The 16,872-nt window shown below is 48.9% G+C and carries 11 protein-coding genes; 2 read left to right on the top strand and 9 right to left on the bottom strand.

Annotated features, from left to right (window positions below):
• The first annotated feature begins 90 nt into the window (after positions 1-90).
• The gene (locus AAC022_RS14065) at positions 91-1,998 is read left to right on the top strand and encodes a sulfatase-like hydrolase/transferase (RefSeq protein ID WP_339731872.1); all 1,908 of its coding nucleotides are present in this window, start codon (positions 91-93) and stop codon (positions 1,996-1,998) included.
• Between the two features lie 66 nt (positions 1,999-2,064).
• Here AAC022_RS14065 and AAC022_RS14070 read toward each other — a convergent pair whose 3' ends face one another.
• A complete protein-coding gene (locus tag AAC022_RS14070) occupies positions 2,065-5,613 on the bottom strand; it encodes a class I tRNA ligase family protein (RefSeq protein WP_339731874.1) in 3,549 nt (1,182 codons plus the stop codon).
• A gap of 338 nt (positions 5,614-5,951) precedes the next feature.
• Here AAC022_RS14070 and AAC022_RS14075 point away from each other — a divergent pair, with 338 nt between their 5' ends.
• Positions 5,952-6,428, top strand: a complete 477-nt coding sequence (locus AAC022_RS14075) for a tRNA (cytidine(34)-2'-O)-methyltransferase (protein WP_339731875.1) — start codon at positions 5,952-5,954, stop codon at positions 6,426-6,428.
• Positions 6,429-6,434: 6 nt separating this feature from the next.
• Here the strand turns inward: AAC022_RS14075 and AAC022_RS14080 are convergent, their stop codons facing one another.
• From AAC022_RS14080 to AAC022_RS14115, 8 genes are all read right to left on the bottom strand, one after another.
• Positions 6,435-7,436 carry an aldo/keto reductase gene (locus AAC022_RS14080; RefSeq protein WP_339731877.1) on the bottom strand — a complete coding sequence of 334 codons (1,002 nt, stop codon included), beginning with the start codon at positions 7,434-7,436 and terminating at the stop codon, positions 6,435-6,437.
• Between the two features lie 682 nt (positions 7,437-8,118).
• Entirely contained in the window at positions 8,119-9,078 is a 960-nt protein-coding gene (locus tag AAC022_RS14085) for a ferredoxin--NADP reductase (protein WP_339731878.1), read from the bottom strand.
• 381 nt (positions 9,079-9,459) lie between these two features.
• Positions 9,460-10,434, bottom strand: coding sequence for a methyltransferase domain-containing protein (locus AAC022_RS14090; protein ID WP_339731879.1), 975 nt, complete (start codon positions 10,432-10,434; stop codon positions 9,460-9,462).
• Positions 10,435-10,490: 56 nt separating this feature from the next.
• Positions 10,491-11,225, bottom strand: a complete 735-nt coding sequence (locus AAC022_RS14095) for an MBL fold metallo-hydrolase (protein WP_339731880.1) — start codon at positions 11,223-11,225, stop codon at positions 10,491-10,493.
• A gap of 119 nt (positions 11,226-11,344) precedes the next feature.
• Positions 11,345-12,781, bottom strand: a complete 1,437-nt coding sequence (gene gnd, locus AAC022_RS14100) for a decarboxylating NADP(+)-dependent phosphogluconate dehydrogenase (RefSeq protein ID WP_339731881.1) — start codon at positions 12,779-12,781, stop codon at positions 11,345-11,347.
• Between the two features lie 89 nt (positions 12,782-12,870).
• Entirely contained in the window at positions 12,871-13,755 is an 885-nt protein-coding gene (locus AAC022_RS14105) for an HAD hydrolase-like protein (RefSeq protein WP_339731882.1), read from the bottom strand.
• Positions 13,756-13,842: 87 nt separating this feature from the next.
• Positions 13,843-15,129, bottom strand: a complete 1,287-nt coding sequence (locus AAC022_RS14110; protein WP_339731883.1) for a diphosphate--fructose-6-phosphate 1-phosphotransferase — start codon at positions 15,127-15,129, stop codon at positions 13,843-13,845.
• A gap of 487 nt (positions 15,130-15,616) precedes the next feature.
• Positions 15,617-16,759 (bottom strand): hypothetical protein, encoded by a 1,143-nt coding sequence (locus AAC022_RS14115; protein WP_339731885.1) that lies wholly within the window; start codon positions 16,757-16,759, stop codon positions 15,617-15,619.
• Positions 16,760-16,872 lie beyond the last annotated feature (113 nt).

Here is a 16,872-nt window from a genome sequence, read left to right on the forward strand (position 1 = left end):
GCTTACTGGAAAATCACGGACTAAATAAACTCGACAAGCCTCTTTTCTTTGGGATGGCTTTCACCTTCAGCTTAGATTTGAAAGAAAAACATGCAGATAAGAAGTGCTCTCCAAAACGGGATCGGATGGATACTGCTTTCTTTAACCATAGCGGTGGTCTGTGGCTTTAATATTCAACTATTTGCTGCGGAATCAGATAGTAGCCGTCCGAACATTTTGTGGATTACCAGCGAAGATAACGGGCCCCAGCTTGGTTGCTATGGAGATCAATACGCAGACACGCCTCACATTGATAAACTGGCGTCAGAGGGAATGATCTATCTGAACTGCTGGTCGACTGCGCCCGTTTGTGCGCCCGCACGAACGACGCTGATTACAGGCATGTACCCGACCTGTCTGGGGGCCGAGCATATGCGGAGCATGGTTAAGCTGCCTGATAACATTTTGATGTATCCACAGTATCTCAGAGAAGCCGGGTACTACTGCACGAATAACAGCAAAGAAGATTATAACGTCGCCAAGCCAGGCAAAGTCTGGGATCAAACCAGCAGGAAAGCGCATTGGAATAATCGGAAACCGGGGCAGCCTTTCTTTTCTGTCTTTAACCATACGATCAGCCACGAAAGTAAAATTCGCAATCGTCCTCATACGCTGATTCATGATCCTGCGAAAGCGCGTGTTCCTGCTTACCACCCGGATACTCCCGAAGTCCGCCATGACTGGGCGCAGTATTATGATCGCATCACGGAAATGGATGCGTTGGTCGGGAAGAATCTCAAGGAACTCGCCGATGCGGGACTGACTGAGGATACCATCATCTTTTATTATGGTGATCATGGTTCGGGCATGCCTCGTAGCAAGCGTTGGCCTTATAATTCCGGCCTGCAGGTTCCCTTAGTCGTTTATGTTCCCCCGAAGTTCCGCAAATTGGCTCCTACTGATTATCAGACGGATGGCAAGACGGATCGATTGGTTGGTTTTGTGGATTTCGCACCCACCGCGCTTAGTCTGGCTGGTATCAAGCCACCCGCGCACATGCAGGGAAATTCATTTATGGGGCAATATGATACGGCTCCACAAGAGTATCAATACGGTTTTCGCGGCCGGATGGATGAACGTTATGACTTGGTCCGATCGATCAGAAACAAGCGTTATCTGTATATCAAAAACTTTATGCCTCACAAAGAGTATGGTCAGTACCTGAATTACATGTTCCAGACACCGACGACTCAGGTCTGGAAGAGAATGTATGATGCCGGAGAGCTGACTCCTCCGCAGACCTATTTCTGGGAAACGAAGCCAGCGGAAGAATTATATGATCTGCAGGCAGACGTGGACGAAGTCAACAATCTTATGAACTCAGACGAACATCAGGAGATTCTGAAAGAACTGCGCCAGGCACAGCAGCAGAAAATTCTTGAGATACGAGATCTCGGTTTTATGCCAGAAGCCGAAATTCATCGCCTGTCTGATGGCGGCGCTCCTTACTTGATTGCGGAAAATAATGAGCTTTATCCATTGAAAAAAATTCTGGCGATGGCAGAAGTGGCATCGTCCGGAACGCAGGATGGTCAGGCTGAACTCATTGCCGGGTTGAATGCCCCGAATTCTGCCATCCGATATTGGGCCGCGATGGGACTGTTAATGAGAGGGGAAGACGCAGTCAAACAGGCCCACAGTGCATTACACAAATCGTTAAAGGATTCTTCAAAATCGGTGCGCTGCATCGCCGCGGAAGCGCTGGGGAAATATGGTGATGCGCAGGATGCCAAAGATGCCGTCCAGACGCTGGTTTCACTTGCGAACCAGAATCAGGATGGTGTTTATGTTGCCATGCTGGCGTTAAATGGGCTCGATAAGTTGAGCAACGAAAAAGTGGCACCAGTCAAAGAAAAAATTGCAGAGTTGCCGCTCAAGAATCCAAAGCTGGATCGACGCCTGCAGTCATACGTGGCGCGACTGGTGGAACGAATCGAAGAAAAACAGTCTCAGAAATAAGAGAGTAATCGATAGTCGTAGTCGCTGATTCAGTTGAGCGACTACGACTTATCTCTTCCATTTGACTTATGATTTCTCGATTCGAATTCCGACTTTGGAGCTTCCGATCGTGACTTCTTTGGCCCCGGTCGCGCTATCAGATGCTTCGAGTTGATCTCCCAGTGTTTCCCCCAGGATATACTCGGACCAGCTCGATACAGCCTGCTCGACTTCTGTCGCGCCATTGGTATTGAAGTAGACTTTGATCCGGTCTTCAATTTCCAGATCGGCTTCTTTTCGGAGTTGTTGAACCTGCCGCACAAAATCGCGGGCCATGCCCTCCTGTTCCAGTTCAGGCGTGAGCTTGGTTGAAATGGCAATCTGAATTCCCTGATCATCAGAGCAAACCCAGTCGGCGGCTTGTTCGGTTCCCACCAGCACATCTTCTGGCTCCAGGTCGATCTGATTGCCGGAGAGTTCCAGCGAGACCGATTCACCACGTCGGAGTGGACCTAGAACCGCGTCTCCGACTTCAGGCAGATCCTTTCGGAGCATGCCGAGCAACTTGCCGTATTTCGGTCCCAGCGTTTTTAAATTGGGTTTGTAAGTGTAGCTGACCAGATCATCCAGGTTTTCACAGCGTGTGACTTGTTTGATATTCAGCTCTTCCTCAATTGTATTTGCCAGATTTTCAATGGCCTCAGTTTGTTGCGTCGTCTGACAGGCGAATCGTAGTTCCGCCAGAGGCTGACGAACGCGCTGGTTGGATTCATCCCGTAACTTATGGCCTAGTTTAACCACGATCTGGGCCTGTGAGGCACGGAAATTGAGTTCTTCATCCAGCAGGGAAGCATCACACTGGGGATAATCACAGAGATGCACACTGTTAGGTGCCGATTGATCCCAACTGGTGACCAGGTTCTGGTAGATTCTCTCACTGAGGAACGGGATGCTGGGAGCGAGTGCTTTGGATAAGGTGACCAGCACTTCAAACAGAGTCTGGTAAGCGGCCAGTTTATCTGTGTCATTCGCATCCTGAGAACGCCAGAAGCGACGTCGATTCCGTCTGATGTACCAGTTCGACAGGTCATCAATGAACGCCGTGGCATCTTTGAGGAAGCCGGCATAGTTATAGGCTTCAATTTCCGTTTTGGCGGAAGCGAGTAACGCTTGCAGATTGGATAAAACCCAGCGATCGATTTCGGGGCGTTCTGCAACAGGGATGCGATCCTGAGCGGGATCAAATTCATCCAGCCGTGCATAGTTGACGAAGAAGGCATAGGAATTCCAAAGCGGAATCAGTACCTGCCGGCGAATTTCATCGGCTGGCTTACTTTCCACCAGACAGGTGGGAGCGCCTTCTTTCGTTTCGCTGATCGGGCCTTCCGGTGTATTCAGAGTGACAGGCTTTTCTGGGTTTCGCATTCCGAATCGCAGGTCGGATGCCGGGTTGTGTGCCAGATACATCCAACGCATCGTATCGACACCCAACTGTTCGGCGGCTTCTTCAAACCAGATGGCGGTTCCATCTGATTTATGCATCGGCTTGCCTTCTTCATTCAGAACCAGTCGATATCCGAGCAGGGTTTTGAACGGTGGTGTGCCATCCATCATCGTGGCCATCGAGAGTAACGCGTAGAACCAGTTACGGAACTGGCCGGGGAAACACTCCGTGACTAAATCAGCCGGATACCACTTTTTCCATTCTTCCTGATTTGTGTTGTACTGCATCGTCGAGAAGGGAACGATACCCGCATCCAGCCAGGGGTTTCCTACGTCGGGGATACGTGACATCAGGTTCCCTGTTTTCGGGTTTTGAAGTTTGACTGCATCGATCCAGGGGCGGTGAGGCGTATGTCCTTCCAGAGCTTCCCAGCCTTCGACGGCGCGTTCTTTCAGCTCAGCCAGGGAGCCAATGACTTCAAAATCGCCCGTTTCTTCATCGACCCAAATTGGCAGTGCCAAGCCCCAGAATCGTTTTTTGGAAACCATCCAGTCACGCATGTTGGTGAGCCATTCCAGTTCATGTTGCTCACCATCAATGCTGGAAGGAACCCAGTCGATCTGACGGGTGACATCTTTGATCTCTTCGCGCCAGTCCATGTTGATGAACCATTCATCCACCAGACGGAAAATCAGTTCGTCGCCGGTACGCCAGCAGTGGGGATAAATATGCGGATACTGCTCGACAGAGAACAGGAGCTCTTTTTCTTTCAGCCGTTCAAACACCAGTTCGGGAGTCGCGGGGTCGATGGCTTCTTTGCCGGTGAATTCTCCAAATCCCTCTTCAAAGCGACCGTCTTCGCCGAGAGGGGCGATTGCTACCAGCCCTAATTGAATTCCCAGTTGATGGTCGACATCACCGCAGCCGGGAGCCGTGTGGACGATTCCGGTTCCTTCGCCAGCAACCACGTGGGGGTTCCCTTTGAAATCACGACCGCCATCGACGACTTTATGGCAGGAGATTCCGGTTTGATCTAATAACGCTTCATCGCTGGGGTGGCCACCCGGCGATTGTTGTGCGGGGAGATTATCGAAGGGGCCCGTGTATTCCCAGCCTACCATCTCGGCACCTTTGATTGTGTCGAGAATTTCATAGCCCCCTTGCTCTTTGAAGATTTGGGCCAATGTTTTCAGTTTGGGAACATCTTTCGGCCAGGACCATTCCGGTTTCCCGAATCCTTCTTTAAATTCTCGGTTCAGTCTCTGGTATTTCAGATTCTCTTTGGCGAAGTAATAAATGGCGCCATCTTTTTTCGCCTGCAATTTGACGTAATCCAGATCTGGATTGATGGCAGCCGCCACGTTGCTGGTGAGCGTCCAGGGAGTCGTCGTCCAGATCAGCAGATTTTCATTCTCACGGTCTTTAAGGGGAAACCGGACAAAGACGGAGCGATGCACGGAAAGTTGTCGTCCGTCAGCGACTTCCATCTGACTGTAAGCGCTGCCTCCCCGTCCTGACCAGGGCATGACATCATGGCCGCGATACACTTTGCCGCGTTCAAAACACTTTTTGAGAAAGGTCCAGATGGTTTCATTATTTTCGGTAGAGAAGGTGAAATAGCTGCCTCCCCATTCTGCATTTCCCAGCCGCGAAACCAGCATGTCAGCTGTGTCGGTGATCTGCTTTCCACTGGGAGCAGTGAGTGTGACTTCTGTTTCCTTGCCAATAAATTCTGCTAAGTTTCGCAGCTCAGCGGGATTGTCCCAGTCCATCCAGTATCCGAGACGCACTGATTGTTCGGTTTGACGGGCCGCGAAACGCAGGACGCGTTTTTTGCATTGATTTACGAATTTGTCGATGCCGTGCTCAGCGACTTCCTGCTTGGTTCCATAGCCCAATTCTTTTTCCACTTCGACTTCGACCCAAAGCCCCTGGCAGTCGAAGCCGTTCTGGAATCGGAGTTCGTGTCCCGTCATGGCGTAATAACGCTGATAGGCGTCTTTGTACGCGCGGCCCCAGGCATGGTGAACGCCCATCGCATTATTGGCAGTCATGGGACCATCAATGAAGCTCCACTTAGGTTTGCCTTGGTTTTTTTTGCGAAGCTGGTCAAAAGTCTGGTTCTCTTCCCAGAATTTGAGGATTTCGTGTTCACCTTTAATGAAGCTGGCGTCGCTGACTTTTTGAAACATTGGAAAATCTTATTGAGTTGTATTAGTTTGATTTTGAGTTTATAGACTGTGTCCAGTTTTACTGTAGCGTCTCCAAGGCCATTTGGACCGAGTATATTAGATTGAATGACGCTATAGTTAAATGTGATGCGCTCTAGAATTAGAAAATTGTTCGATAGCGGGAACAGCTGTCCGTACCATTCTCTCACCTGTTAAGGTACCCTGCCCAAGAGCTGATTTTGCGCAGAAGTATCATAACCGGAACGCGTTAAGTATTACATAGATCGTGCTTTGTTACGAGTGCTATAAATTCGTATTTATCCCTGTTTTACGATAATTTTATCAATTTGAGAGTCGGAATGTCATCATCGTCTGAGCCTTCAATGCATGTTGTACTTTACCAGCCGGATATCCCGCAGAATACCGGCAATATCGGTCGAACCTGTGTGGCCGTCGGTGCCAAATTGTGGCTGGTTAGACCGCTGGGGTTTAAACTTGATGAAAAGCATTTGCGACGAGCCGGCATGGACTACTGGCAGCATCTGAACTGGGAAGCCGTCGACAGCCTGTCTGAAGTTCAGGAACAGCTCTCTGACAGGACATGGTGGAAGCTGACCAAGTTCGCAACCCGCTTTGTCTGGGAGGCGGAGCTGGAACCTGGTCATGTTTTCCTGTTTGGCTGTGAAAGCAACGGCCTGCCTCCCCGAATTCTGGAAGAGTCCCCCGATTCCAATCTGAAACTGCCAATGCGCGAGCAGGTACGCAGCCTGAATTTAGCCAGTACTGCGACTGCCGTGATGTACGAAGCGGTTCGCCAGTTTGGGGGACTTCCCTAACGGGAATTATTTACCCCGTCCGGTAACCGGGTATTGTGGATCCTGGAATCCTTTGCCGCTGTGTTCTCCTGGGGGAACCAGCGAATCAATAAAGGCTTCGTCTTCGGCTGTGATTTCCACATCCAGGCAACCCAGGTTGTCGTCGAATTGCTCCATTGTGCGTGGCCCGATGATAATCGAGGTGAGAATCGGATTGGCTAAACACCAGGCTAAAGCAAAATTCGTCATGGAAACGCCTTTTTGATCACAGTAGGCAGCAATTTCCTGAGACAGTTCGATGCTGACATCGCGGAGTTCGGCTTCGCTCATGCGTTTGTCATTACGAGAAGCGCGACTGCCTTCCGGAAACGGCTGGTCTTTGCGGTATTTTCCAGTCAGGATTCCCCGAGCGAGCGGGCTGTAACTCACAACGCCAATCCCCTTTTCCTGACAGAGTGGCATCAGTTCGACCTCAATGTCCCGGTTCATGATGTTATAAAGAGGTTGAACGCAGCTGAACGAATAAAGGTTGCGAACGTCGCTGGTCCAGAGGGCTTCGGCCAGCCGCCAGGCACGGAAGTTGGAGCAGGCGATATAACGCACTTTTCCGGATCGGACCATGTCATCCAGGGTACGCAGTGTTTCTTCGATCGGAGTCTGGTAGTCAGGAGTGTGAACGTAGTAGATATCCACATAATCCGTGCCCATTCGCTGCAAGCTGTTGTCTAATTCTCGCATGAGATGGACGCGGCTGGCACCAGCGTCGTTTGGTCCGTCTCCCATCGGAGCGCGGCCTTTGGTCGCCAGAATTACTTTGTCGCGTCGATCCGCCAGTGCTTTTCCAACGACTGTTTCAGAGCCTCCTGTACTGTACATGTTTGCGGTGTCAAAGAAGTTGATGCCGAGATCGATGGCTTTATGCATAATGGCGATCGAGTCTGATTCATTGGTTGGCCCGCCGAACATCATTGTTCCCAGACAAACGGGAGAGACGCGAACGCCAGCTTTTCCTAAGTTTCGGTAATCCATTTTCGCTGTTCCTGGTGAATTGTGGAGTGTCATTTGAGCTTTCAAGTCCGTGCTTCTATCTTCCGGTTTTAAGACAGATTTCTCAAGGGACCTCAAATTCCTTGAACAGACGTGGTTGAAGATTCTGCCAAAGCCTGTTAAAGTAACGGTTTGCACCACAGTTTTTGAACTGAAATTGCTATTATTTACTTGAAATTGGACGTTAACCCGAAATATGTCGATTGGTTAACAGAGCCGAATACATTGAAAATCACTTTGAATTAGAAGCAGAAACGAAAGGCATTTCTTCGAATGGGTACCAAGAAGACAGGCAAAGGACGTCGGAAAATTGGTCGTAAAAAACGACGTGCGAGAGCTAAAATCAGACACCGTAAAGGCTAAACCCGTCTTACGGGTTTCAAAGCGACTTAGACCAAGTCGCTTTGATTCTGAGCCACTACATTCTTACTGAGAACGCGATCTAATACAGGTCGCCCGTCATTGACGCGGCTTCTGATCTCTTTGAAATCATTTTCAAGGACCTTTTTTTCGCGCAATGTTGTTTGTGCTGCGTTGTGTTCTCACCCGTTTCTGAGTTTTTTTCAGAGACGCTCTACGCAGACAAAGCCAGCGTCAAACCGGGGCTTCGATTGAGCCCCGATTGCTTTGCATCGGTAAAATACGCATTCTTGAAACGGTGATTTTACCAGTATTTCTCGAAGTGGATGTTTCCCGGGCTTTTGGCCGTTGTGAGTCGATATCCCTGCTCCGAAAGCAGTTCGACCATGCCCTTTGATTCGGGAAAAACCAGCGTTCCCTGTTCATCTTTTTCCGGAAGTCCGATCATGGATGGATTCCCACAGAGAAAGACATGCGTCTGTTCCGGATTGGGAGCCCAGCCAAACTGTTCCTGAAATTTTTCGGGAGGAATGACGTCCTGCAAATATTGTTTGCCGACATAGTGGGGGTGGTTCTGGTCTACATTTTCGGGCTCCCGGGTTGTAAACGCAGCATAGCGGTAATTAGAGAATTGATTTTGTAACTGCGCCTGCTGGTCCAGATAGCCGAGGTCTCCTTTATACCGTACGCAGGTCATGGAGACAATTTTTCCGGTATGCCCTCGTTCAAGTAGTTCCACGCTCATCGAGTTATGCGGTGCTTCACCCGTTCCTGTTCCGGCAAAAATGACATTGTCATCGGGCTGAATTGGTTTGAGAGTGTATGTTCCGACGGGTTTCTTGCCCAAGTGCAATCGGTCACCCACTTTCAGAGAAAACAGGCGGGGTGTGAGTGGGGGATCATCTGAATCGGGGCGTAAGACGAGCGTGATATAGAACTCCAGATAGTCGATCTGGTCATTGGAAAGTAGATTTCCTTGCGTGTCGACCATGGGGCAGGAGATGGAATAGGCACGACGGATTAATTTCGGCTTCGCCAGCTCAGCCAGCGGACCTCCATCAACTCGCGGTTCCCAGGAACCTAAGCCGAGAGTCGTGTATTGACCACCTGAGAAACCGGGAACATCGCCGTCAGGCTTGACCCGTACAATCATTAAATGAGCGTGCGGCATACGCAATTCTTGAATCGTTGCGTTGTAATGCTTGTTGACTAATTCTTCAATTGCTGGAGTCGATTGCCCGGGCGGAGGGTTCGATAGATTCATGACACTCCCTGTCGCGCTTGATCGCCACCTTAAAAAGAAGTGGCAGATTCATATTGGAATGTGGAATTGATTGTTATTCAGGTTTTAAAGAAGCATTTTTCCATTCACACTCCGATAGCTAATGCCGTAAACAAGTGCGGTAAATGGATAACTTTATGTGTATCTCTCAAACGAGTACTTTCCTCTATCACTTTTTTAAGCCAGATTGTCAAGTCTGATAGATGGTTTAATAACAGTCTGCTTGATTTCGAACTGCTTTTGGTGTGGATGTCAGATTTGAAAGGGGCTGGCGCTGAAAGATTTAGCAATCGATCTCTTCTGATAAATCAGTGAAGACTTAACGGTTAAATCGATGGTTGTGATAGGGAAACCTGATTGATCTTAAGTGGATCTCGTACCCTGAATGTTCACTCCACTGCCAATTAACAAATTGTGGTGATAGCACCAGCGATAGAAGGTCCCTGTTTTTTCCGGTGGGAGGACTTTCAAATCTTCAAAGCCAGCCTGCTCGAACCAGGACTTGAGCTCTGCGGTGGTATGGTGGTATTGATAGGCGGGCGCGAACCAGTCAAAGGTATCGCAGACTCGATTTTCCCGATTGGGGTGGTTGCTGAAATTGACGACTTTATTCAGGATTTTGTTGATCACGGGAACTCCGCCCAGCCATGCTCCCAAGCGGCACCAGGGTTCCAGTTTATCAGGAGCCATTTTGGTGGTGATTTTACGCAGGCCAGAATTGATTCCTTCCTGCCACCACTGGTTTTTGCGGTAAAGCCAGACTGAATAACGGCCCCCCGGTTTGACCATTCGGGCTACGGCATCAAAGACAGCACGGGTATCTTTATCGTGATGCATAACCCCGATCGAAAATACGAAATCGAACGATTCCGGCGCAAACGGGAGATGTTTCAGGTCAGCCTGAACCAGTTGAACGTTGCTCAGGTGGCTACAGAGTGTTTGTGCCTTTTCGACTGCCGTCGTATGGTCTGCACCGAAGACGTTGCCTCCTGCTTCCGCGGCGACTTTACAGTAGCGGCCTCCTCCACAGCCCGCGTCCAAGATTTTGAGCCCGTTTAATTCACCGAGTTCTAATCCCGTTTTGGCAGCAAAGGTCGCGCGGTCTTCATCGTCGTGCGCCACCTCGTATTTATTCCACTGCAGTCCGAAACTGGTAAGATGTTCCGATTCGACAAAGCGGGGGATATTCGTTTTGACGGGGAAAGATCGGCTGGTTCCTCGGTCAATGAGTAGACTCTGTTCTGCATTCCATTCCAGAGGTTTTCCATTTTCCGGGTTTCTCAAACTTTCAAGCAGCTCTTGAGAAAGAAGTGTGTTGGCTGCTGTTTCTTTCGTCATGTGGAATGCTTGCCTGGTATTAAGAAAGTGGACGACATGGAGTTCCTGTTCCGGGTTTAAAAATCGATTTCCATTAGATCTTCGCCCAGTATTGTATTCGGAAAGATCTTTTGAGCAACTTTGATTCCGATGGGATCATCGCCCGAACGTTGTGGGTCGATGTGAGTCAGAACTAATTTCCCCACTTGCGCGTCTCGGGCCAGTTCGGCTACGGGTGTCGTGTGGCTGTGTCCGGTTTTTTTAGCCCACTCTGCCATGTCATCAGGAAAGTAGCATTCGTGGATCAGCAGGTCAACGTTTTGAATAAAGTCGCGATGTTGTTCCGGATTGGCGGTATCGGTGATATACGCCAGAGAGTGCTCGGGCCAATCGATGCGATAGCCAACGGAGCCGCCCGGATGCTCCAGTTTCAAGTGCCGCAGAATTCCCTTGCCGGGGACGGTGACCGTTTCGGGCAAGGCTGTGAATTCATAATCAGGCAGGACAGGAAAGATTTCTTCGCAAAACAGATGTGTCTGTATTGCAGACAGCTTTGCTGGTTCTCCATAAACTTTGACAGAGTCCACTTGATCTGTCAGCATGGGGACGAGGAAAAAAGAGAGCCCTGCGATATGATCCAGATGGGCATGGGTCAGGAAAATCTGTAAATCGCGCGTTTGCAGGAAGTCAGGAACGCGAAAAAAACTAGTTCCCGCATCAAAAATAATTCCCAGTTCGGGGAGCATTAAGCAGGCAGTATGCCGGCGCTCATTCGGGTGATAACCACCTGTCCCCAACAACACGATTCGCATTGCTCCACTCCCCGCTAATCACAATTTTGCCCGTTAATAAAGATGTTGTCCTTTATTAACGGGCGAATGAACAGGCTGGCTACAGCAAAACCCGTCAGGCTCATCAAACGAACCTGTGTTTATGAGTCCAGACGGCGTTCACGAATCCAGTCAGTGTGGAACGTTCCTTCTTTGTCAATTCGTTGATAGGTATGAGCGCCAAAATAGTCACGTTGTGCCTGTAGCAGATTGGCTGGCAAACGATCCTGGCGATAGCCATCATAGTAGCTCAAAGCGGCAGTGAAACTGGGAACGGGTAATCCCAGCTCAACGGCGGTCGCAATAACGCGTCGCCAGCTTGGTTGAGCTTTATTAACTGCATCGCGGAAGAAATCATCCAGCAGCAGGTTTTCCAGTTCCGGTTTCTTGTCGAAGGCCGCTTTGATATCTTTCAGAAAGCTTGAGCGAATAATACAACCACCGCGCCAGAGCAGAGCGATATCACCATTATTCAATTTCCAGCCAAAGTGCTCGGCGGCGGAATTCAGCTGAACGTATCCTTGAGCATAGCTGCATAATTTCGATGCATACAAGGCTTGACGGACATCTTCGATAAACTGATCTCGATCACCTTCAAACTTCTTGTCAGGACCGGCGAGAATCTTAGAAGCACGCACACGTGCGTCTTTCTGAGCCGAGAGACAGCGGGCGTAAACAGCTTCTGTGATCAGAGTGGTCGGCACACCCAGATCCAAAGCATGCTGGCTCATCCATTTTCCGGTTCCCTTTTGTTTGGCGGTATCCAGAATTTTGTCAACCAGATAATCGCCTGATTCTTCATCAATTACTGTGAAAATGTCGCGAGTAATTTCAATCAGGTAACTTTCCAGTTCCCCTTTGTTCCACTCATCAAATACCTTGTAAAGTTCCTCGTTAGTGAGTCCCAAGGCATGTTTGAGAATGTAGTAAGATTCACAGATCAACTGCATGTCGCCATATTCGATGCCGTTGTGGACCATTTTGACATAGTGCCCTGCCCCTGCTTCGCCAACCCATTCACAACAGGGAATGTCGTCATTGTCGCCGACCTTTGCAGAAATGTCCTGCAGGATCGATTTCACATGCGGCCAGCCAGCCGGTGATCCACCGGGCATGATACTAGGGCCTTTGAGAGCGCCTTCTTCTCCACCGGAAACACCTGTTCCAATAAAGAGCAGACCAGCGTCTTCGACTTCTTTGGTACGACGATTGGTGTCGTCGAAGTGGGTATTACCACCATCAATAATAATATCGCCGGGGCTGAGCAATCCTTTGAGTTCATCAATGATGGCATCGACGGCTGGTCCAGCCTTGACCATTAGCATCACTTTACGGGGCGCAGCCAAGTTGTCGACAAGCTCTTTGAGGCTGTGATAGCCTGTAATCTTCTGCTCGTCCGTTTTACTGCTGACAAAATCATCTGTGGTGCTGGTGGTGCGGTTGAAAACACCGACAGAATAGCCGTGATTGGCCATATTCAGTACCAGATTTTGTCCCATGACTGCCAGGCCAACCAGGCCGATATCGTGTTTTGACATTGATAATTTCTCGTTTGATTCTGATGTGATTTAAAAAGGGTTGAGACCGAATTATTTTTATCGTGATGAGATCAACTCAGTTCACGGGATTATCGTTTCCAGGGAGGTAATTCCGGAAGATAACTGTCAAATTCAGCAATGATTTTTGCCTGGTATTCTCCAGCGAATTCGCCGTTGAGGAACTTGTCACAGGCTTCGCCAATGAACCGTTCCCAGCTGGCTTCTTCCGCACCGGGGTTGATCGGGTAGAAGAGTGCGCCGACTGCTTCAGCCGCCTTCATGTCGCCGGGGGCATCGCCGAGCATGAGCACTTTGTCTGCATCATAGCCACAGTTTTTGGCCTGCCCCAGGGTTTCTTTTTTACTGCCTGATTCCTGACCGCAAATCGCATCGACATATTTGGCGATGTCGTGCTCTTCCCATTCTTTATTCAGCGCTTCGTTTGGTGTTGCGGAGCAGACAATCATGTCGGCTACCGGATCCAGCTTCTGCAGGCTCTCTCTGACATTCGGATAAGGGGGGACATCATGGACCATATCGGCAATCATTTCATTGACCGCCAGTGACCATTTTAATGCCAGTTCCAGATCGGCATCTTTTGTTTTTTCGACTTCAGCTGTCAAAGTCGGGTTGCCCAGTTTGGTTTCCCGCTTTAGCCAGTCTCTGACGCCTTGCAACTTAGGAATTTGTACGTTACGCGATTGCACTTCCGGACGTTCTTCAAGCAGATCGAGAGCCAATGTATAAGAGATGAAGCGATTTGCCCCGCGCCATTTCGAATACAGGTTGGTAAATTCAGCTGCTTCCCGTGCATATTTTGAGATGGGTTGCAGGCCGAAATAGTTGATGAAATTAGGAATAAAACATTCTTTGTGTTTAATTTCCATTGAGTCAAAGGCACAACCATCTGAATCAATGCCAATCAAAAACTCGTTTTTCTTTTGGAAGTTGGTATCCAATGGATTATCCGACACAATCTTCTCCCGTTTTTCTATTAAAATTATTTTTCTATTTGTTTTGGTGATCTAACAGCACGACAAGCCGACGTGACGTGAGATGTTTTATCTGTCTGCCTGAGGAACATACTTAGGCAGTTTTTGATCAGAAAACAGTGGTTGTAATTGCGCGAATCGCATGCGGCCATTGATCATCGGGATGCTGGGCCAGTCATTGCCAATCAAAGGCTTACAGTATTTGATAAAGTCATCAGTGACGTCCATGCCGTTAGCGGTGATCCAGTTTTTTGGGAATGTACGCTCGCTGTTAGCGACTTCAGACAAGGGAACTTTATCGTAGCGGACATTGTATCCCGGTCCTTCCGCTCGGAGAATGGTGGACATGAATCCGGACTCACCAGCGGCTGCCAGTAAAGCGGCTTTTTGTCCTGCACCGTAAGCTTCGTCGAGGTCAACGGTCGAAGCATAAGCGATATTATGGCGTTGGTCCGTTCCGGGGATGTTGGCACGAGCGGCCCCCTTCACTGCCAAGCCTCTTTGATTTAGCTCGTTAACAAGTAACTGGGCAACAGTCAACTGGCTGGAGCTGAATTGGGTGTGTCCGAATGAGTCTTTGGTTTCGCCAATATCTCCCAGCGACAACCCTTCACTGACGACGACAATTAGACGTCCATCTTTTTTGAGCTGGTCGTTGACCTGCGCATGAATCTGATCAATGCTGATCGGGTTCTCTGCAAGATAAATCTGCATCGGGATTTTACGCTCTGGATCTGCCAGACGTGCTGCAGCGGGAATAAAACCGATTTTTCGGCCCATCGCTTGCAGAACCAGAACCGGGTCTGCAGGACAGCTTCCTCGATTCTCTTCGTTTGCCATCTGAACCATGCTCATCCAGTAGCGAGCAGTACTACCATATCCGGGCGTATGGTCGATCAGTTTGAATTCACTGTCGCCCACATCATTGTCGATGGTTTTGGGAACGCCGATACCAATAATATCAACGCCTCGTTCTGTCGCCATTTGAGCCACTTTATTGGCGGTGTCCATCGAGTCGTTGCCGCCGATGTAACAAAAATACCCAATATTATGGGCCTTGAAGACTTCGATCAGTCGATCAAAGTCTTCGTTCTGATGCTCTTTCAGTTTATAGCGGCAGGTTCCAACAGAACCGGCAGCCGGTGTGACTCTGAGCAGCGCTATTTCTTCGGGCGATTGTCCACTGAGATTGAGTAATTCTTCTTTGAGGACCCCTTCAATTCCATGCCAACCAGCATAGATTGTTCCAATTTCTGGAAGATCTCTGGCGGTTTCTACGAGTCCCCGCAGGCTGTTGTTAATCACTGGTGAAGGACCACCTGATTGGGCCACAATCATATTCTTTGGACTTGCCACGTTTTCTCCTCACTCGACTGTTGTATATTTGAGATGTGATTGCCGTTATTAGGGCAATCCATTTCCGACTGTTACATTGAGCTCCCGAAACTGACTTGATCTAAACTGTCATTCAGGCTTTTGTCATCGATTCCCGAATTTATTCCTAAATTCTGTCGGCGGAAATACGACCGGTTCCTCATGAATCAATTAGGGCGTATACGAACACTTCCCACAAGATCTAGGACGATTCTCAGAAGGCTTCTTTGATAAAGTGTTATTCATAAATAGTTTACGAAAAACATATTCTTTGCCTGAGCGGGCGGAAAATAGCCTCTGTTCAGTGTGGGTGATGTTGTTAATAGACTCACAAAGACTTGTTTTAACTCACACAGTCGGGATATTACCCGATTTTGTGCTCTAATTCAAAGTATCGCCGCATGACCAAAACAGAAAGTTCCGGGAAAGTTTGAGAATCGGTTTTCACGGTCTCTCGGCACGAATGATTTTATTTGGGGGTTAGAATCACTTTGGCCCCTTGAATTTGATAGTCCAGGTCCAGACTATTGAAAAGTGCGTCAAAAAACTCCTTCGCTCTGGCCTCTTTGACTGTGACGTCGATCCGTTTGTTGAGATCAATTTCTGCAGCCGCTAATTGGCTTGAATTATAGTCGAATTCGATCCCCGATTGTTCCAGTTTGTTCATGATGGCAATTAAAGGAACCTGTTTGACCCGGAGCGTAAATTTCCGGCGTTGAAGGGGGACAGTCTCAGCTTTGGCTGGCTTCGAATTTCGAGATGTCTTCGCTGGATTCAATAGTTGGTCAATTTTTTCATGGACCCCCATTGATGCCTGAACTTTGATTCTTTTTCCCGTCGGAACAACAGTCACACCTGGAAACGCCTTGTTCAGCTGATTGATGACTATCGCGATAGAGTTCTGACGTAGCTGATATGTTTTTTCGATTGTGACGGTATCAGGGACTGGCTCAAGTTGAATTTGTGTTCCCTGCTGCTCCCATTGATAAGTGAATCCCAATTGGATCAGGACCAGCGAGAGTGCTTCATTGGCATTCACTGCGGACAGACTGCCATTTGCCCAGAGATCGTGGGGAATTCGCTGTGGATCAGTGAGCGTAATCTGATAGGCATCAGTGATTGGTTTCAAAATCTCGGTTGGTGTCTCGAGATCCTGGTAATAAAATGTCTTTTTCCGGGAGAGAAACAGAACGCGCGATTTTAAATTGGGCTGGGAGTCTGCCAGATCCAGTAGTTCTTGCTGTTTTAATTCCAGCAGGGTCATCAGGTTGGAGACAGCCTGGGCGGGTCCAATGTAAATGTTGCTCCCTACAATGCTCATAGTGGCATGTGCCGACGCGGCGATCTTCTTCAGCCCTGCTTCCAGAGGCTGATTTTGTACATCAATGGTCAGTTTCAGAGAGGGATCAACTCTCCGATCGAGAATAATCGATACATTTTGCGTACTTTGAATGCGTTGGAGAATCGCACGAATTCCGACATTGGACCAGGAAGCCGAAAAACGTTGAGTCAAAGCGCGGCGAAAGTTCCGGTCAGTCAGATACTTAGGGGGATCTCGATGCAGAACAGCCAGCTGGCGATCGGATGTCTCGTTCGCGGAGAGTGATTGCAAACTTTCGTTCCCACCTATACCAAGGAGTAGAAAGAGCAGAATCCACCCGTTTAGGCTGTTACGGAATATTTTCACAATACTGTTCTTTCAAACGAAGGGCGATTTATCCGGCG

This window comes from uncultured Gimesia sp. (genome assembly GCF_963976445.1).
In the GTDB taxonomy this organism is placed as follows: domain Bacteria; phylum Planctomycetota; class Planctomycetia; order Planctomycetales; family Planctomycetaceae; genus Gimesia.